At 70.3% G+C, this 18,851-nt stretch carries 16 protein-coding genes; 9 read left to right on the forward strand and 7 right to left on the reverse strand.

The window, feature by feature from the left end:
- From ACFWW8_RS26820 to ACFWW8_RS26845, 6 genes are all read right to left on the reverse strand, one after another.
- Nucleotides 1-2,505 (reverse strand): glycoside hydrolase family 3 protein (locus tag ACFWW8_RS26820; RefSeq protein ID WP_386532059.1); only part of this gene is annotated, 2,505 nt, incomplete at its 3' end.
- Between the two features lie 134 nt (nucleotides 2,506-2,639).
- A complete protein-coding gene (locus ACFWW8_RS26825; RefSeq protein WP_386532060.1) occupies nucleotides 2,640-5,288 on the reverse strand; it encodes a family 78 glycoside hydrolase catalytic domain in 2,649 nt (882 codons plus the stop codon).
- Nucleotides 5,285-5,896 (reverse strand): carbohydrate ABC transporter permease, encoded by a 612-nt coding sequence (locus ACFWW8_RS26830; protein ID WP_386532061.1) that lies wholly within the window; start codon nucleotides 5,894-5,896, stop codon nucleotides 5,285-5,287. The genes ACFWW8_RS26825 and ACFWW8_RS26830 overlap by 4 nt, the downstream gene beginning before the upstream one ends.
- Before the next feature lie 15 nt (nucleotides 5,897-5,911).
- Nucleotides 5,912-6,088: a hypothetical protein gene (locus ACFWW8_RS26835; RefSeq protein ID WP_386532063.1), complete on the reverse strand. Its 177-nt coding sequence runs from the start codon at nucleotides 6,086-6,088 to the stop codon at nucleotides 5,912-5,914.
- Nucleotides 6,089-6,196: 108 nt separating this feature from the next.
- Nucleotides 6,197-7,081: a carbohydrate ABC transporter permease gene (locus ACFWW8_RS26840; RefSeq protein WP_386532065.1), complete on the reverse strand. Its 885-nt coding sequence runs from the start codon at nucleotides 7,079-7,081 to the stop codon at nucleotides 6,197-6,199.
- Nucleotides 7,082-7,189: 108 nt separating this feature from the next.
- Complete coding sequence (locus tag ACFWW8_RS26845) at nucleotides 7,190-8,506, reverse strand: ABC transporter substrate-binding protein (RefSeq protein ID WP_386532067.1); 1,317 nt, start codon at nucleotides 8,504-8,506, stop codon at nucleotides 7,190-7,192.
- Between the two features lie 252 nt (nucleotides 8,507-8,758).
- Here ACFWW8_RS26845 and ACFWW8_RS26850 point away from each other — a divergent pair, with 252 nt between their 5' ends.
- Nucleotides 8,759-9,802: a LacI family DNA-binding transcriptional regulator gene (locus ACFWW8_RS26850; RefSeq protein ID WP_386532069.1), complete on the forward strand. Its 1,044-nt coding sequence runs from the start codon at nucleotides 8,759-8,761 to the stop codon at nucleotides 9,800-9,802.
- Between the two features lie 322 nt (nucleotides 9,803-10,124).
- Here the strand turns inward: ACFWW8_RS26850 and ACFWW8_RS26855 are convergent, their stop codons facing one another.
- Nucleotides 10,125-11,042, reverse strand: a complete 918-nt coding sequence (locus tag ACFWW8_RS26855; protein ID WP_386532071.1) for a LysR family transcriptional regulator — start codon at nucleotides 11,040-11,042, stop codon at nucleotides 10,125-10,127.
- Between the two features lie 127 nt (nucleotides 11,043-11,169).
- Between ACFWW8_RS26855 and ACFWW8_RS26860 the strand changes: the two genes are divergently transcribed.
- The 8 genes from ACFWW8_RS26860 to ACFWW8_RS26895 all read left to right on the forward strand — a co-directional run bounded on the left by ACFWW8_RS26860 (nucleotide 11,170) and on the right by ACFWW8_RS26895 (nucleotide 18,837).
- Nucleotides 11,170-12,165 carry a fumarylacetoacetate hydrolase family protein gene (locus ACFWW8_RS26860; protein ID WP_386532073.1) on the forward strand — a complete coding sequence of 332 codons (996 nt, stop codon included), beginning with the start codon at nucleotides 11,170-11,172 and terminating at the stop codon, nucleotides 12,163-12,165.
- Entirely contained in the window at nucleotides 12,165-13,127 is a 963-nt protein-coding gene (locus ACFWW8_RS26865; RefSeq protein WP_386532075.1) for a cyclase family protein, read from the forward strand. The genes ACFWW8_RS26860 and ACFWW8_RS26865 overlap by 1 nt, the downstream gene beginning before the upstream one ends.
- A 34-nt stretch (nucleotides 13,128-13,161) precedes the next feature.
- Entirely contained in the window at nucleotides 13,162-14,292 is a 1,131-nt protein-coding gene (locus tag ACFWW8_RS26870; RefSeq protein WP_386532077.1) for an FAD-dependent oxidoreductase, read from the forward strand.
- A gap of 23 nt (nucleotides 14,293-14,315) precedes the next feature.
- Nucleotides 14,316-15,320, forward strand: a complete 1,005-nt coding sequence (locus tag ACFWW8_RS26875) for an amidohydrolase family protein (RefSeq protein ID WP_386532205.1) — start codon at nucleotides 14,316-14,318, stop codon at nucleotides 15,318-15,320.
- A 13-nt stretch (nucleotides 15,321-15,333) separates the two neighbouring features.
- Nucleotides 15,334-16,272, forward strand: a complete 939-nt coding sequence (locus ACFWW8_RS26880) for a VOC family protein (protein WP_386532079.1) — start codon at nucleotides 15,334-15,336, stop codon at nucleotides 16,270-16,272.
- A gap of 158 nt (nucleotides 16,273-16,430) precedes the next feature.
- A complete protein-coding gene (locus tag ACFWW8_RS26885; RefSeq protein ID WP_386532081.1) occupies nucleotides 16,431-17,402 on the forward strand; it encodes a fumarylacetoacetate hydrolase family protein in 972 nt (323 codons plus the stop codon).
- Nucleotides 17,399-18,154, forward strand: a complete 756-nt coding sequence (locus tag ACFWW8_RS26890) for an SDR family NAD(P)-dependent oxidoreductase (RefSeq protein WP_386532083.1) — start codon at nucleotides 17,399-17,401, stop codon at nucleotides 18,152-18,154. The genes ACFWW8_RS26885 and ACFWW8_RS26890 overlap by 4 nt, the downstream gene beginning before the upstream one ends.
- On the forward strand, nucleotides 18,154-18,837 hold the full coding sequence (locus tag ACFWW8_RS26895; protein WP_386532207.1) for an SDR family NAD(P)-dependent oxidoreductase: 684 nt from the start codon (nucleotides 18,154-18,156) through the stop codon (nucleotides 18,835-18,837). Before ACFWW8_RS26890 ends, ACFWW8_RS26895 begins: the two co-directional genes overlap by 1 nt.
- Nucleotides 18,838-18,851: the final 14 nt, after the last annotated feature.

An 18,851-nucleotide genomic window follows, 5' to 3' on the forward strand; every position in this document is an offset into this window, starting at 1 on the left:
TTCATCCTCGGTGGCCTGCAGGCCGTCGGCGCGCTGATCACCATGGTCGCGTCCGGTGAGGTTCCTCGACGAGCTGCCCACCGCGAAGCCGTAGGTGCCGGGTGTGAGGGCCCAGGTCCCCGAGTCCCACACGGTCAGGTCCTGATCCGGGACGGTGAAGGTGAGGCACGTGGACTCCCCCGCCTTCAAGGTGATCTTGCGGAATGCCACGAGGCGGCGCGGCTCGGCTTGTGCGGCCTCGGGGAGGGTGGCGTACGTCTGGACGACCTCGGTGCCCTTCCGCGAGCCGGTGTTCGTGAGGGTGACCGAGACGGTGGTGCTCGTCCCGCGCTCGTCGCGAGCGATGGCCGGGGAGCCGTACGCGAAGGACGTGTACGAGAGGCCGTGGCCGAAGGGGAACAGCGGCTGCTGTCCCTCGGCGTCGTAGTAGCGGTAGCCGACCGCGATTCCCTCGTCGTAGGAGACGGCGCCGCCGGTACCGGGATACGAGGCGGGCGCGGTACCCGGCCCTTGTGAGGGAGCCGCGGGGAACGTGATGGGCAGCCGGCCGGCGGGGTCGGTGTCGCCGAAGAGGATCTGGGCCAGCGCCGTGCCCGTGCCCCGGCCGCCGTACCAGGTGTGCAGGACGGCCGCTACGTCGTCGAGCCAGGGCATGGCCACGGGGCCGTCGGTGTTGAGGACCACGATGGTGCGCGGGTTCGCGGCGGCGACAGCGCTGATCAGCTGGTTCTGGTCACCGGGCAGGTCGAGCTGGTGGTGGTCCATGTCCTCACCGGCGATCCGGTTGACGACGACGACGGCCGCGTCGGCGGCGCGCGCGGTCTCCACGGCGGCCGGAATCAGGGAGTCGGGCTGCCAGCCGAAGGTCAGACCGCATGTGCCGCTCTCCGCGGTGGCGTTGGTGTACTCCAGCTCCACGGTGACCGGGTGGCCGGCGGTCAGCTCGATGGCGCCCTGGAGGGGGTAGTCGTAGGTGCCGAGGAAGAAGCGGCGGCAGTGCCGGGTGCCCGAGACGACGGTGACGCCGTCGATCGTCAGCGTCGCGGTGCCGGCGGGGAGCAGCGAGAAGCGGTGCAGGCCGTCGGCGGTGGGCATCAGCGTGCCGGTCCACGTCGCGGACCAGATCTGGGGAAGGCTCTCGTCCGGCGTGACGGCGAAGTCGATCGTCGCGTCGGTCCTGCTCAGCACGGGGGTGCCGGAGGCGTCGGGACCGGCGTAGTAGGTGCCGTCCAGTCCTGCGGCGCCGTCAGCGGTGCGCAGGAAGGTCCGCGGAACGACGGAGAGCGGAAGGTCTCCGAGGGTGCCCTGGGCGTGCGTGACGAGAACGTCCTCCTGGCCGGCGCGGGCGCGGATGGCCTGGAGGGGGGTGGTCCAGGCGCCGGGGTCGACGTAGGTGGACCCGCTGACGCCGGTGAAGGCGTCGGTGTCGGCCGGGCCGATGACGGCGAGGGAGGTCAGTGCGGTTGGCAGGGGCAGGGCCGAGCGGCGGTTGGTCAGCAGAACGGTGCTTGAGACCGCGGCCTCGACGGCGAGAGCTCGGTGCGATGCGGTGCTGACGTCGGCGGCCGGTTCCGGCACGGGGTGGTCGAAGAGGCCGGTGGCGAAGAGGGTGAGGAGGATACGGCGAGCGGCGTCGTCGAGCCGGGTTGCGGGGATCGAGCCGTCCGTCAGGCCGCCGGCGGGGATCTTCACGCCGACCGGTCCGAGGCCCGCGAGGTCGATGCCCGCCCGGACCGCGGCGATCTGGTCGTCGCCCGCCCAGAAGTCGGGCACGGTGTAACCGCGCAGCCCGATGTCGTCCTTGAGGTCCGAGAGCAGTGCGGAACTCTGCGTCGCGAACGTGCCGTTGATCTTCGGGTAGGCCAGCATGACCGACGTGTACGGGACCGCCGCCACGACGTGGCGGAACGGGGTCTGGTAGATCTCGTACAGGGCCCGCTCGGGGACGTGGGTGTCGGTGGAGAGCCGCGCGGCCTCCTGGGTGTACGCCGCGAAGTGCTTGACGGTCGCGGCCACGTGGCAGCTCTGCATCCCGGCCGTGAGGGCCGCTCCCAAACGCCCCGCGAGCAGCGGGTCTTCTCCGAGGGTCTCGGCCTGGCGTCCGAAGTGCCAGGTCCGGGCGAGGTCGACCGTGGGTCCCAGCAGGTTGTTGTAGCCCTTGGCGTGGCCTTCCTCGCCGATGGCCTCCCCGATCCGGCCGACCAGTTCTTCGTCGAAGGTGGCGGCTTGGGCGACCGGCACGGGGAAGGCGGTCACGTTCTGTTCGCCCCGCAGGCCCGCGGATGCGTCGACCATGGTCAGGACCGGGATGCCCAGCTCCTTCAGGGAGGCGAAGTCGGCGCGTACGAGCGACTCCTTCTGGTCGGTGGTCATACGCGCGAGCAGGGCATCCGCACGGTCCTCGGCGGAAGGACGCGAGGTGGTGGGGACCTCGGGAACGGGCTCGGCCGTGTGGGCGGTATCTGTCGTGACCGCTGAGGCGGAGTCGGGCGTGCGGCTGTTCATGGCGGGTCTCCGAACCGGATGTGCGGGCCGTCGTGGGCGGTGAAGGGGGGCCGGCCGTGTGTCAGGGCACGGCCGGCCCCGGCTGGGGTGGGGCCTCTGGCCCCGGGGCGGGGGCGATCAGGAACGCGATGTCCTCATGCCGCCTTCGGACCGGCGACCGCAGTGCTGAGCGTGTGCTCGCCAGGGCCCAGAGCATGCGGCGAGCGGCCGGGAAGTTCCACGGTTCCGGTACAGCCCGCGGGCACGGTGACCTGCACGGTCATCGTGTCGTCGTCGGCCTGCTCCCAGAACAGGGCGGCGGTGCCGTAGGGGGTCTGATGGCGAGTCCGGGCCCAGGTGATGTCGCCCCCGGGACGCGGGCGGAAGACGAGTGCGCGGGAGCCGGGTGCGACGGGGACGATGCCGCCGACCACGCGGTGCAGCCAGTCGGCGACGGCTCCCAGGGCATAGTGGTTGAAGGAGGTCATGCCGCCCGGGTTGAGGCTGCCGTCGGCCCGCAGGCTGTCCCAGCGTTCCCATATCGTCGTGGCGCCTTGGGTCACCGGGTACAGCCACGAAGGACACTCGGTCTGCCGCAGCAGCCGATAGGCGACGTCGAGATGGCCGGTATCGGTGAGGGCGTCGCAGATCAGCGGCGTTCCCACGAAACCGGTCGCGATGCGGGCACCGGCGTCGATGACGAGCCGAGCCAGCCGGTCGCCGGCGGCCGAGCGCTGTGCGGGTGCGAGCAGGTCGAAGACCAGCCCCAGTGCGTAGGCGGTGGGAGTGTCGCTGGTCATGCTCCCGGAGGGCAGCACGTACGCGCGCCGGAAGGCGCACACCACGTCGTCGGCCAGCTCGGTGTATCTCTCGGCGTCGGTTGCGTTGCCGAGTTCCGCCGCGGCCCGGGCCAAGTGGCGGGCGGAATGGGCGAAGTACGCCGTGGCGACCAAGTACCGGTCGGTGAGCCCGGCGGCGGGGTCTTCCGGTGGCGCCGCGGGATCGAGCCAGTCGCCGAGCTGGAAGCCGGTGTCCCACAGGCGACTCGGGCCGGCCAGCCGCTCCTGCAGGTCGACCCACGCCTTGCCCATGGGGTAGTGACGGCCGAGGAGTTGAAGGTCTCCGAAGCGCTGGTAGAGCACCCAGGGCGTGAGGGTGGCGACGTCGCCCCAGGCGGCTCCCGGCTGGATCGGCGTCCACATGGGTTCGCCTGGGATGACGGGTACGTACCAGGGAACCGTTCCGTCGGGCAGCTGTTCCAGGCGGACGTCGGTGAGCCAGGAGTCGAGCATGCCGGCGCAGTCGTAGAGGAAGCTCGCGGTGGGGGCGAAGACCTGGATGTCACCGGTCCAGCCGAGGCGTTCGTCGCGCTGTGGGCAGTCGGTGGGGATGTCGACGAAGTTGCCGCGCATGCTCCACACGACGTTCTCGTGCAGCCGGTTGACCAGTGGGTCGCTGCACTCGAACCAGCCGGTGCGCCGCATGTCGGTGTGGTAGACCCGGGCGGTCACGGCCTCCGCACTCAGTTGGCCAGGCCAGCCCGCGACTTCTGCGTAGCGGAATCCGTGCAGGGTGAAGCGTGGCTCCCAGGTGTAGGGCCCGTCGCCGGACAGGACGAGGGTGTCGATGGAGACCGCCTCACGCAGTGGGCGCGTGGCCGGCTCCCCGTCCTGCAGCACTTCGGCGTGGCGCAGGGTGATGGTGGTGCCGGCCGGTCCGTCGGCGGTGATCCGGAGGCGGCCGACGAGGTTCTGGCCGAAATCGAGAAGGTAACGGCCTTCTTCGGTACGGGTGATGGTGACCGGCGCGATTGCCTGGGTTCGGCGTACCGGCGGGCCTTCGGGTGCGACCAGGGTGCGGGGGTCTCGCAGCCCGACGCGGACCGGCTCCCAGGAGCCGGTGTCGGCCGCGGACGGCGTCGACCAGGTGGGGTCGTCGAGTCGGGCGTCGAAGGCCTCCCCCTCGTACAGACCGCTGGTCAGGATCGGTCCGGGGGCGGCGCTCCAGGAGGCGTCCGTGGCGATGACGGTGGTGGTGCCGTCGTCGTGGGTGATTTCCAGCTGGGCGATGAGGGACTGGTCGGTGCCGTAGATGTTGCGGGTGCCTCCGTCGAAGCCGTAGCGGCCCCGGTACCAGCCGTCGGCGAGCCAGGCGCCGATGGTGTTGCTGCCCTCGGCGAGGTGGTCGGTGACGTCGTAGGTGCGGTAGCGCAGTCGTTTCGGGTAGACGGTCCAGCCCGGGGCTAGTGCGTCGTCGCCGACGCGGCGGCCGTTGATCTCGGCCTCGTACAGTCCGTGCGCGGTGACGTAGAGACGGGCCCGGCCGACGGCCCGCTCGACGCGGAAGTCCTTGCGGACGCGTGCCGGGCGCCGCTCGCCGTCGTGGTCCTCCGGCCAGGCGGCACCGACGGGGACGGCCCGCCAGTCGGCGGGATCGAGCAGACCCGCCTCGACGGTGGCGGGTTCGCTCCACGGTGACGGCCGGTCCGCGTCACCGGTCCAGACCCGGACGCGGACGGCCACACGCTCACGTGAAGCGAGGTGGTCGCCGGGCCACGAGACGAGGACCGTCTCGCCGCTGTCGATGCGGGCGGTGCGGTGGAGGTCGCCGCCGCGGTCGAGTTCGAGTTCGTACGCGTCCTGCGGTCCGGTGCCCGCCGGCAGCTCCCAGGTCAGGCGCGGTGCGGCGACGCCGATGCCGAGGCCGTCCGGCAGGTGCTCGAACGACACCGGGCCGGGCTGAGTCGAGGGCGCGGGAAGGCTTTCCGCGGGCGGGCGGGCGAGGTGGGCGGTGTCTGCCCTCATCCCTTCACCGCTCCGCCGGTCAGGCCCTTCATCACCTTCTGGTTGAGGAAGAGGTAGATCGCCAGGGTGCCGAAGACGTTGATGCAGATCGCCGCGAAGAGGGGACCGTACTGGGTCGCGCCGAAGTCGGCGGTGAAGTTGAGCAGGCCTACCTGGACGGTCCGGAGGTCCTGGCTGTTGGTGAAGGTCAGTGCGATCAGCAGGTCGTTCCAGATGAAGAAGAACTGGACGAGGGCGACGGTGAGGACCGCGTTGCGGACCACGGGCAGGCTGATGGTCCAGAAGGCGCGCAGGATGCCGGCTCCGTCGATGGTGGCGGCCTCGAACAGCTCCCGGGGCACGGCCTTGTAGTAGGTGGCCATCATGAACACCGTGAGCGGCAGTCCGGTGCCCGTGTAGGTGAGGATCAGCGGCCACAGGGTGCCCGAGAGACCGGTCTGGAAGTAGATGGTGAACAGGGGCAGGAGGATCATCTGCGGGGGCACCATCATGCCCACCAGGAAGACCACCAGGGTGAGGCTCCGCCCCTTCCACACCATGATCTGCAAGGCGAAGCCGGCAGCGGTGCCCAGGAGCAGGATGAGGGCCAGGGAAGGGACGACCGCCATCAGACTGTTCTGGACCTAGAGGCCGATGTTGCCGGTCGTCCACGCCTCCGTGTAGTTCCCCCACTCCCAGGTGGTCGGCAGGCTCCAGCTCGGGTTGTTCAGGTAGTCGGCGTTGGACTTGACCGATGTGAGGAACATCCACACGAGGGGATACGTCTCGACGACCAGGAGCAGGGCGACGACGACGCGCATCAGCCAGGGTCGGGCTCTCCCGCGGCGGCGCGGCGGTCGGCCGGCTGCCAGGATGCTGCGGCGGTGCCCACGCGGAGTGGACTTCCGGGGTGTGTCAACGGCCATGGGTCAGCCCTTCGTGAGGTCGCGCCGCGTGAGGCGGAAGACGACCAGCGACACCAGCAGGCTCACCACGGTCAGCAGGAGCGCGATGGTGCTGCCGTAGCCGTATTCGCCGTAGGTGAAGGACGTCTGGAACATGTACAGGGTCAGTGGGGTCGTGGCGCTGCCCGGGCCACCGTTGGTGAGGGCGACGACGGCGTCGAAGATCTTCAGGGTGCCGTTGACGCTGAAGATCAGGGACGACATCAGGACCGGGAAGGACAGCGGCAGCACGATGTGGCGTACGAGTCGCAGGCCCGAAGCCCCGTCCAGGCGTGCGGACTCCAGTACCTCGTCGGGTATGTCCACGAGGCCGGCGAACAGCAGCACCGCATAGAAGCCCATGGAACGCCAGATCTCCATCACGATCAGCACCCAGAAGGCGCTCCCGCCGCTCGCGAACCAGTCGACCGATTCCAGGCCGAGCGCGCCCAGGAGGGAGTTGACCGGTCCGGGCTGCGGGGCGACCTGGAACAGGTTCTGGAAGAGCAGGCCCACGGCGACGGTGGGCAGCACGACGGGGAAGAAGACCAGGGTGCGCACGAGCGCCGACGCCCGCTTGAGGTAGAAGACGTACAGCAGGGCGAGCAGGTAACCAGCGAGCACCTGACCGATCGTGACGACGAAGGCGAACTTGAGGGTGAACCACAAGGCCTCGTGGACAGCCGGGTCGGTCAGCAGGCGCTCGAAGTTGGCCAGTCCGTTGCCGGTGAAGCCGTCAATGGAGTTGCCCTTGGTGAAGGAGTATCCCAGTGACCACACCATCGGGACCAGCATGATGAGGGAGTAGACGAGCAGGGCGGGGCCCAAGAGGATCAGGATGGCCCTGCGGTCACCGAGTACACGGTGCATGGGTGGTGTCCAGTTCGTCGAGGTGGTGGGCGCGGGCGGCGGGGCTCGGAAGCCCGGGCGATGGCGCCGCGGGGCTTCCGAGCCGGTCGGGGCCGCTCGCCGCCCGGCTTACTGGCCGTTCAGGGAGTCCTGGACGGTCTGCATGAACTGCTGCGGGCTCATGCTTCCGTTGACCAGCGACGCCGCGTTGGAGGTGCTCACAGTGGTGGCCTTGGTCCCGAACAGCGCCTCGAACCAGAGGACGTTCTGCTTCGAGTCGCCGATGGTCTTGCGGATCTGCGCGGTGACCGCATTGGCGTCCTGGACGGGCGTGTTCGTCTTGAAGCCCGAGATCGTTCCCGCGTCCTTGAGCGCCGTGCTGCCGTAGTTCTTGGCGATGCAGGCCACCCAGTCCCCCGTCTTGTCGTCGAAGGACTTCGCGCCCAGGGTGATGCCGAGGCCCACGTTGGACGGGTACTGGTCCGCGGATCCCGCGCCGCCCGCGACCGTGGGGAACGGCATGAAGCCGATGTTCTCGACGCCGACCGTGTTGACCTTCGGGTCGGCGATGTTCGCCAGCGCCCAACTGCCCATGTAGAACATGGCGGCCTTGCCGGAGAGGAACTGGTTCATGGCCACGTCGTAGCTGATGGAGCCGACGCCCTCGCCGAAGTACCCCTTCCTGCCGAGGTCGGCGACCTCTTGGGCCGCCTTGACGTACGCGGGGTCGGTGAGCTTGGCCTTTCCGCTCCGGACGTCCTGGAGTGCGTCCGGGCCCAGGCTGCGGTAGAGGTAGCCGCTCAGCACCCGGGTCAGCGGCCACCCTTCCTTGCCCGCCGCGGAGAACGGCTGCACGCCGGCGGTCTTCATCTTCTCCGCGCTCGCGGTCAGCTCGTCCCAGGTGGTGGGCACCGCGACGCCGCGCTCCTGGAAGATCTTCTTGTTGTAGAAGATCCCCTCGATGTTGTACTCGTACGGCAGCACGTTGACCTTGCCGTCGTAGAGCGCCTTGATCGTGGAGACGGCGGCCGGCTGGAGCTGGTCGTACACGCCGAGAAGGGACAGTTCTCCCTCCAGGTCCGCGACCTTGCCGGAGGTGTCCAGCTGGTTGGTGAGCGCGGGAGAGTTGCCCGCGGCGAACTGGACCGGAAGCGCGTCCTGTCCCGCGAGCAGCTGCAGCTTCTGGTCGAGACCGCTCTGCGGCACGTTCTCCACCTTGAGCGGCCGCGCCTTGTTCTCCGCGGCGCACGCCTCCTTGGAGAGGGCGGTCAGCACGTTCTTGACGGTGGTGTTCTCCGTGGCGCTCAGGTAGCTGAACTCCTCGGGCGCGGACGCGGCGCTGCCGCCGGATCCTCCGCAGGCGGTGACGAGCAGGGCGACCGAGGCGGTGCCGGCCGTGAAGGCGGTCCGGCGCGCTCGGCGTGCACGGCGCGGGTTGTTGGACACAGAGGTCTCCCTGTCATCGGTACGGAGAGGTGGGTGGTGAGGAGAAGGACCGTCGGCAGTGGCAACGGGCGGCCCTCGGCGAGGAAGTGTGTAGAACGTTCTCCACTCGGGTGGCTCAAACATTGCGCCCCTCCCTCACGATGAGTCAAGACACGGATCTGTAACTCCTGCGAAATCAGCGCTTGGCGTTGACGTACTGTGCCGTTAGCGATGTAGACCGTTACATCACATGGCAAGATCGGAGTGATGGTCATGGACGCGACACCGAAGCCCACGAGGCGGGTGACGATCACCGATGTCGCACGGCACGCCGGCGTGTCCACTGCCGCGGTCTCGAAAGTGCTGCGCAACGCGTACGGCTCGAGTCCGGCGATGCGGGAGAAGGTCCACGCGGCCATGGCCGAGCTGGAGTACCGGCCCCACACCGCGGCACGCGGCATGAGGGGCCGCACCTACACCGTCGGAGTGCTGCTGGACAACATCCGCAACGCGTTCTTCGCCGACATCCTCGACGGAATCCACGACGAGCTGCAGGACGGCGCGTACACCGTGATGATCGGCGCGGCGGGCTTCGGTGCCGAGGCCCAGACCCGGACCGTTCGCGCCATGGTGGACCGCCAGATGGACGGCCTCGTCCTCATCGCCCCGGGCTGCCCGCGGCCGGAGGTCCTGGCCACGGCCGCGACGACGCCGACCGTCGTCATCGGCCACCACGACACCGCGGACGCGCACGACTCGGTGGTGGACGCCGACGGCATCGGAGCGGGCCTGGTCGTGGACCATCTCGCCGAGCTGGGCCACCGGGACATCGCGCTGGTCTCTGCGTCCGGAACCAAGGCCGGCGCCTGGCGGCGGACCCCGGAGGCCGTACTGACCAGCGGATACCTGACGGCCATGGATCACCACGGTTTGGGGGTACACGCCCGTGTTCAGCATGCCGCCTACTCCGACGAGGGCGGCTTCGAGGCGGGCATGGCCCTGCTGACAGCGGAACGCCCGCCGACCGCCATCATGGCGGGCGCCGACGTCGCGGCGCTCGGCATCTACCGGGCCGCGCACGAACTCGGCCTGCGCATCCCGCAGGACCTTTCGCTGGTCGGCTACAACAACACCGCTCTCGCCGCCCTGGCTCCCGTACAACTCACCAGCGTCGACCAGGCGGGACACACCATGGGGTCCACCGCGGCACGCATGCTCATCGACCGCGTGGAGGGCCGCCGGGACCGGGCCATGCAGACCACCATGACACCGCGCCTGGTCGTACGCGGCAGCACTACGGCACCGCGAGCCCGTTAGGCCGAGGTCCGGGCCGAGGCCGAGCCCGACACCTCCCGGCCGTTCCGTCGGCGGGGAAGGCGGCATGACGCGCCAGGCAGTGCGAGGGGGCATGGTGCTGAAGTCCGGAACGCAGGGCCGAGGAAGCGGGAGGGCGAGGTTGGCCCTGGCGCCCGGGCGGCGGAGGTGACATCGGCGCGTGCGCTCGATGTACACGACTATGGGCGGCCTGAAAGGCTTTGCCCACCCTCTGCGCGATTCATTCTCCCGATGGGGATCATCCGTCGCATGGATAGCCGCTCCCGGGCGGGCGCCGACAGGCCGGCCGTGCGGCACCCGCGCTTCACGCCCCGGGCGCGTCTCCCATCCGCCGTCCGACCCGCGCGGCCGTCTCGCGCAGCCAGATGTGGGCGGCGTCGTGGGTGTGCACGGGATGCCACCACAGCGCCTGGCGCAGCGGCACCGCCTCGTAGGGCGGCTCCATGACGCGCACGGCCGTGAACGACGCGAGGAGCTCGGCCAGACGGGCTTGGACCAGGGCGATCCTGCGGGTGCCCGCCACCAGGAGCGGGAGGAGCTGGAAGCTGTCGACGGAGACCTCGACCCGCGGCTCGATGCCGAGCATGCCCAGTTGCCGCACCGCGGGAGCGTCGTACGTCCGCCGGTAGGCGACCCACGGCAGGCGGGCCAGGTCCTGGCGGGTGAGGTGCTCTTCGACGCTCGGATGGTCCTCCGACACGATGAAGACCCAGCGGTCGTCGTAGAGATCGGTGGCCGGGAATTCGCTGATGACCCCGTGTGGCATCAGTACGCCGTCGGTGGCGCTGAGCAGGCTGGCCGTGTCGTCCACGACGGTGATCGGCGTCTGGGTGAAGCGCAGCCGGACGCCGGGGGCCTCCTCGTGTACGACGCGGGCGAACTCGGCCCCGAAGACGGCGACGGCGTAGTCGGACGCCACGAGGCTGAACTCCCGGCTCTCCCTGGCGGGATCGAAGCTCGCCTGACTGGAGAAGAGCCGTTCCAGCACGTCGTACGCGGTGGAGGTGCGGTCCAGGAGCACCTGCCCGAGGGCGGTGAGCTCGTAGTGGCCGCCGACACGGGCGAGCAGGTCATCGTCGAAGTGGCGGCGCAACCGCCCCAGGGCGGCGCTCATGGCCGGCTGACTGAGCCCGACGCGCTGCCCGGCCCGCGTGACGTTGCGCTCCTCCAGCAGAGCGCGCAGAGCCACCACGAGGTTGAGGTCCAGACGGGCCAGATTCACGGCATTTCCCCTTGCTGTTCGGGCGCCGACCAGGAGGTATCCATGAGCCGGATGACAGTCATCCGAACAATCGATTTCCCTGATCAAGTCGGCAGGTCCAGATTAGTCCCATCGCCATCAGGAGGACATGTCCGTGAAACCTGGATCCCCGTCCGCGCTCTTCGCCGGACCTTTCGCCCTCGCGACGCTTTCGGTCCCGGAGGGGCCCGCCTTCCCCGCCCTGGTCACCCCGGACGCTCAGGTGCTCGACCTGCGCCTCGCCCTGGGCGATGCGCAGGTGACCGCCGTGAGTCTGCTGGAGGACTGGCGGGCAACGCTGCCGAGGCTCCGTGCCCTCGCCGAGGAGGACCGCACCGATCGCAGGCCTCTTTCGGAGCACCGGGTGCACGCGCCCGTCGAGCCTCGACAGGTGTTCCAGTCGGGCGCCAACTACCGGCAGCACGTGATCGACCTGCACGTGGCACACCGGGCCGCGGATGACGACCGCTCCGAGGAGGAACGGCGCGCGGAGGCGGCAGAGATCATGGACCGCAGGGCATCGGAGGATCTTCCCTACGTCTTCATCGGTCTGCCGAGCTCCATCACCGGCCCGTACGACGACGTCACCCTCCCCGCCTGGGCCGAGAAGCCCGACTGGGAGCTGGAACTGGCGGCCGTCATCGGTCGTCCCGCCTACCGGGTCTCCGTGGAGGAGGCGATGGCATGCGTCGCCGGCTACACGATCGCCAACGACCTGACCGACCGGGCGACCGTATTCCGCCGGGACATGCCGCAGATCGGCACCGACTGGCTGCGCAGCAAGAACGCGCCGGGCTTCACCCCTCTGGGGCCCTGGATCGTGCCCGCCGCGTCGATCGCGGACCCCGATGACCTGCGGCTGACGTTGAAGCTCAACGGTGACACCATGCAGGACGAGTCCACGAAGGACATGATCTTCAGCGTGGCCCGTGTGGTCTCCTACGTATCGCAGACCGCCCGCCTCCTCCCCGGCGACCTGGTACTCACCGGCTCCCCTGCGGGCAACGGCATGCACTGGGGCCGGCTGCTGCGCGACGGCGACGTCATGGACGGCGCCATCACGGGCCTCGGTGCACAGCGCACCCGCTGCGTCGCGGAGGCGTGATGGGCCTGGACCGCCGCGACCCCGAAGGTTCGATCGCCCGCACCGCCGAGGTTTGCTCCAACTGGGGCCGCTGGGGCGCGGACGACGTACTCGGCACGCTGAACTTCCTCGACGAGGCCAAGCGCCGCGAGGGCGCCGCGCTCGTCCGGCGCGGTGTGAGCTTCTCCCTCTCCCAGCGCTTCGACATCAACGGCCCGCAGAAGGGCTGGCGTCGGCGCACCAATCCGGTGCACACCATGCTGGACACCGGGACGGACGCGGCCTTGGGCAACCAGGGCCTCCCGCACGGCATCGGCGGCGCCGACGACGTGATCGCCATGCCGCTGCAGTGCTCGACCCAGTGGGACGGCCTCGGACATATCTTCGACCACGGCAAGGCGTGGAACGGACGCCCCGCCGAGAAGGTCGTCACCTCCGAGGGCGATCTGGTCACCGGGATCGAGCACATGGCTCACCAGATCGCCGGCCGGGGGGTGCTCCTGGACGTGGGCCGCGCCGTCGGCCGCGACGGCGAACTGCCCGACGGGTTCGCGATCACGGAGGACCATCTGACGGCCACCGCGGAAGCCCAGGGCGTAGCCGTGGGGCGTGGGGACCTGGTTCTGGTGCGCACCGGGCAGCTCGCCCGGGTACGCCGCGAGGGCTGGGGCGAGTACGCGGGCGGCCCGGCCCCCGGCCTGTCCTTCACCAGTGCCGGCTGGCTCCATGGCAGCGAGATCGCCGCGATCGCCACGGACACCTGGGGATTCGAGGTGCGCCCCAACGAGTTCGAGCACGCCTTCCAGCCCCTGCACCAGGTGGCCATCCCGCACATCGGTCTGCTGATCGGCGAGATGTGGGACCTCGACTCCCTGGCCGAGGACTGCGCGGCCGACGGCGTGTACGCGTTCTGGCTCACCGCCGCTCCCCTGCCCATCACCGGTGCGGTCGGGTCCCCGATCAATCCGATAGCCGTCAAGTAGTCCGACAACTCATCCGAGGAACAAGGGAGTTCCCATGACCGAAACCCGCACGGTCCTCGTCGTGGGCGGCGGCGCGGCCGGCAACGCCGTGACGATCCTGCTGCGCCGCGCCGGCTTCTCGGTGGACCTGGTCGAGGCCAAGGACGACTGGAACGCCACCGCCGGATCCGGCATCACCCTCCAGGGCAACGCCCTGCGCGTACTGCGCGAACTGGGTGTCTGGGACCAGGTGAGGACGTCCGGCTTCGGCTTCGGTTCCGTCGGCATCACCGCGCCCGACGGAAGCGTCCTGCACGTCCACCGTGATCTGCGCACGGGTGGCGACGATCTGCCCGCCACGCTCGGCATGCAGCGACCCGAGCTCCAGCGGATCCTGATCGATGCCGTCCGAGCGAGCGGAGCCCGGGTCCGCCTGGGCACCCGGGCCGAGATCCTCGACCAGGACGCGGAGGGCGTCTCCGTCCGTCTCACCGACGGCACGGAGGGGCGCTACGACCTGGTGATCGCGGCCGACGGTCTCGGTTCCGCCACCCGCGCGGCGATCGGCGTCACCGCGAAGCCCGAACCCACCGGCATGGCCATCTGGCGCGTCACCGCGCCGCGCCCCGCTGACGTGACCCGCACCGATCTCGCCTACGGCGGACCGGCCTACATCTCCGGCTACTGCCCCACCGGCGACACGACCCTGTACGCGTACGTCGTCGAGGCGAACCGGGACCGGGCATTGATTCCGCCGGAGTCGTACGCGGACGAGATGCGCCGGCTGGCCTCCGCCTACGGCGGCTCCTGGCCGCAGATCGCCGAGAGCATCACGGACCCCGGACAAGTCAACTACACCTGGTTCGACCAGATGCTGGTCGAGGGTGCGTGGCACCGCGGCCGGGTCGTCCTCATCGGCGACGCCGCCCACTGCTGCCCGCCCACACTCGCACAGGGTGCCGCGCTGTCCCTCGAAGACGCGTGGGTGCTCGCGGAGATGCTGGCCGGGGCCGATGACTGGGACGACGCTCTGCTGCAGGCGTTCCACGAGCGGCGGATCGCCCGTGTCCGTCCCGTCGTGGAGGCGTCCGTGCAGATCGGGCAGTGGCAGCTCGACGGGGTGCGCGACGCGGACGTTCCCGGCCTGATGGGCCGCACCATGACGATGCTGCGGGAGCTGCCGTGAGCCGCGTGCCCAGGCCGGAGCCGCTGACCGCGCCCACCGTCGACGTACACGCCCATGTGCTGCTGCCGGAGGTCGAGGCCCTCGTGGGCGGCCTGCCGGGACTGGCGGAGGCAAGGGCCCTCGATGCCCGGCGCAACGGCGCCGCGGCGCTCGCGGTCAGCGGGCCCATGGTCCGTGAGCGCATCCCCCGGCTGACCGACCCCGCCGTACGCCTCGCCGCCATGGACGCGCAAGGCGTGGACGTACAGCTGGTCAGCCCGTCCCCCTCCCACTACCACTACTGGGCGGACGAGGCCACGGCCGAGAAGGTGTACCGGCTCGCCAACGAGGCGACCGCCACCCACTGCGCGGCCGCACCCGACCGGCTGCGCGGACTCGGGCTCGTCCCCCTCCAGCACCCGGAACAGGCAGTACGGGCCCTCGACCACGCCGCGGAACACGGACTGGCCGGGGTGGAGATCTCCAGCCACGCGCCGGGCCGCGACCTGTCCGACCCCGCCTACGAGCCCTTCTGGGCGCGGGCCGCGGAGACGGGCGCGATCGTCTTCCTGCACCCCTTCGGCTGCACCCTCGACGAGCGCCTGAACCGGTGGTACCTGTCCAACACCGTCGGCCAGCCCACCGAGAACGCCGTCGCGCTCTCCCACCTCATCTTCTCCGGCGTGCTGGACCGCCACCCCGGCCTGAAGCTGATCGCGGCCCACGGCGGCGGATACCTGCCCACCCACATCGGACGCTCCGACCACGCCTGGTCGGCCCGCTCCGACGCGAGCGCGGGCTGCCTGCACCCTCCCAGCAGCTACCTCAAGCGGCTCTACTTCGATTCGTTGGTCCATGACCCCGACGTCCTGCGGGCGTTGGTGCGGGTCGTCGGGTCCGGGCGGGTCCTGCTCGGATCCGACTTCCCCTTCGACATGGGCACCGAGCACCCGGTCGCCGCCCTCAGGGCCGCGCGCCTGCCCGAGACCGAATTCGACGCCGTCCGCGGCGGCAACGCGGCCGCCCTGCTGAACCTCGCCCTCGTCTGAGGAGGTACCCACCATGAACGCACGTCTGCTCACCCACCTGCGGCACGTCGACCTGGCCGTGCCGGACTACGAAAAGCAGCTCGACTTCTACGCCGGCGTCTGGGGCCTGACCAAGGTCGCCGAGGATTCCGGCATCTCCTTCCTGGCCGCCGAGGGCTCCCCGGAGCAGTACGTGGTACGGCTGCGCAAGGCCGAGGAGAAGCGGCTCGACCTCGTCTCCTACGGCGCCGCCGCCCCCGCCGACGTGGACACCCTCGCCGAGCGGCTCCTGGCCGGAGGCGTCCAGCCGATCTCACGGCCCGGGACCGTGGACACGCCCGGCGGCGGCTACGGCTTCCGCTTCTTCGACGTCGACGGGCGCACCATCGAGGTCTCCGCCGACGTCGAGGTGCGCCAGCACCGCAAGATCGAGGAGAAGGAGGCCATCCCGGTCAAGCTCTCCCACGTCGTCCTGAACTCCCCCGACCTCGATCGCACCCGCGCGTGGTACGAGCGCCACCTCGGCTTCCGTCTCTCCGACACCCTCAGCTCGCCCCACATGGGCGAGGTCATGCACTTCATGCGGATCAGCAACCAGCACCATTCCATGGCGCTGGCCAAGGGCCCGCACACCTCCCTGCACCACATCTCGTTCGAGATGCGGGGCATCGACGAGTACATGCGCGGCTCCGGCCGCGTGATCAGGGCGGGCCACCGAAAGATCTGGGGCCCCGGCCGCCACATGGCCGGCGACAACACCTTCACGTACTTCCTCGACCCGCACGGCAACACCGTCGAGTACACGACGGAGCTGGAGCTGCTCGACGAGGACAGCTGGCATCCGCACGTCTACGACTTCTCCGATCCGGACGTCACCGACCAGTGGGGCACCGCCAACGCCATGAACGAGATCGTCGCCAAGGAGTCGTTCAACGACCCCGACCGCGGTGTCTTCGTCGCCCCGCCGGTCTGATCCACCCGACTCCGGGGACGCGGTGGCCCTGTCACCTGCCCTGACACACAGTTCCGCGTCCCCGGCCCCACGGCCGACGAGCCCTCACCGCGGCTCCCGCGCCGACATCGGCCGGAGCAGCCGTACCCCTGGCCGACCACTCCTACCGGGAGCCGCACATGCGCTTCGCCTCCTACGAGCACCACCATTCCCGGCACGTCGGCGTCGTGGAAGCGGACGGCACGCTCTTCCCCCTGCCCGGCGTCTCCTCGCTCACGACCCTGCTGGAACAGACCGGCGGTCTCCCCGGGCTCCTCGACGCAGGGGCAGCCGCACTCGACGTACCGCCCGGCCCGCACGTCTCGCAGGTGCGGCTGCTGCCTCCCGTGCAGCCCACGGCCGTACGGGACTTCGTCACCTTCGAGGAGCACGTCGAGGGGGTCCGGCGTGCCGTGGAGGGGAGGGCCGGCGTGCCTGAGCAGTGGTACGCCGCACCGACCTTCTACTTCACCAACCCGCACGCGATCTACGGGCCGCTCGACGGCATACCCGTGCCGCCCGGCGCGGCCGTGCTCGACTTCGAACTCGAAGTGGCCGCCGTCATCGGCCGTGAGGGCCGCGACCTCACCCCGGCACAGGCCCGCGACCACATCGTCGGCTACAGCGTCTTCAACGACTGGTCCGCCCGCGACCTCCAGTCCGCCGAGATGAAGATCGGCCTCGGCCCCTGCAAGGGCAAGGACACCGCCACCACCCTGGGCCCCTACCTGGTCACCGCCGACGAGCTGGACCAGCACCGGGACACCGAGGGCTTCCTGCGCCTGGCCCTGAGAGCCGAGATCAACGGCGTGACCGTCGGCGAGGACCTGCTGTCCAACATGAGCTGGACCTTCGAGGAGATGACCGCCTACGCCTCGCGCGGCACGGTCGTGCGCCCCGGCGACGTCCTCGGCTCGGGCACCTGCGGCAACGGCGGCTGCCTCGCCGAACTCTGGGGCCTGCGCGGCGAGCAGGACCCGCCGCCACTGGTGCCCGGCGACACCGTCACCCTCACGGTCGAGGGCATCGGTTCGCTCACCAACTCCATCGTTCCCGGGACCGAGCCCGTACCCCTGCCCGCGGGCCGCCGGCGCAACCGGGAGCGGCCGTGAGCACCCCGGCACCCCAGAGGCTGCGGGGCAAGGTCGTGGTGGTCACGGGCGCCGCTCGCGGCCAAGGCGCGGCCGAGGCAGAAGCACTCACCCGCGAGGGCGCCCACGTCATCGCCACCGACGTGGTCACCGGCAGCGGTTGCCGACACCTCGACGTCAGCAGCGAGGAGGACTGGGCGGGCCTGGCCGCCGAACTGCGCGAGACCTACGGCCAGGTAGACGGCCTGGTCAACAACGCCGGCCTCACCTGGCGCGCCCGCCTCGGCGACGTACGCGCCGAGGACATGGCCCGCGTCCACGCCGTCAACGTCACCGGGCCGCTCCTCGGCATCCAACACCTCGCTCCGCTCATGCCTCCCGGTTCCTCCATCGTCAACGTCGGCTCGTCGGCGGCCGTCACCGCGCACTACCCGGTGGCCTACACGACCGGCAAATGGGCGCTGCGCGGCCTGTCGAAGATCGCCGCCCTCGAACTCGGCCCGCGTGGCATTCGCGTCAACACGATCCACCCCGGTTACATCGAGACCGAGATGACCGCGTCCGCCGCCCCGGCCTTCCGCGAGGCCACCATCCGTGAAACCCCGTTGGGACGCACGGGCACCGTCGGTGAGATGGCGCCACTGGTCGTCTTCCTGCTCTCCGACGACTCGTCGTTCATCAGCGGAGCCGAGATCCCGGTCGACGGGGGTCTCACCGCTCACGGTGGCGTGAAGTCCGTCTCGGACGCCCTGCGCTCGGAGGGTGGGACGTGATGCGCCTGGAAGGCAAGGTCGCCCTGGTCTCCGGTACGGCTCAGGGCCATGGCAGGGCGGCCGCCCTCAGATTCGCAGCCGAGGGCGCACTCGTCGTCGCGGGCGACCCGATCCACCAGGACGCCCTCGATACCCAGCGCCTGATCGCCCGAGCAGGAGGCACGGCGCTCGCCCCCGCCCCCCTGGACGTCACCGACGAGGGATCCGTCCGTTCCTGGGTCGACGAAGCCGTGGGGGCGTTCGGCGGCATCGACATCGTCTACGTGACCACGGGCAGCGTCCGCTTCGGCGACCTCGGCAGCCGGCCGTACGACAACGTCGCTCGCACCATGGGCGTGCAGCTGAACTCGGTGTGGCCTACGGTCCGAGCCACGTGGCCGCACTTGGTACGCAGCCGCGGCTGCGTACTGACGGTCTGCCCGACCACCGGTCCCACGGCGTCCCCACTTCCTCCACGCGCCGCTCGCTCGGCGTCCAGGGGTTCGCTGGTGGCGCTGACGCAGCAGCTTGCGACGGAAGGCGCTCCGTACGGGGTTCGTGCCAACTGTGTCAGCTCCGGCCGGCCCGAGGACGCCGTCAGCGCCGCGTTGTTCCTCGTGTCCGACGAGGCCGCCGACATCACCGGGGCCAACGTCGTCGTGGACGGCGCCTGGTCCTGCTTCCTGCCCGGTGTCACCCCCTGAAAGGAGCACACACC

Source organism: Streptomyces sp. NPDC058701, from assembly GCF_042715295.1.
Taxonomy (GTDB): domain Bacteria; phylum Actinomycetota; class Actinomycetes; order Streptomycetales; family Streptomycetaceae; genus Streptomyces.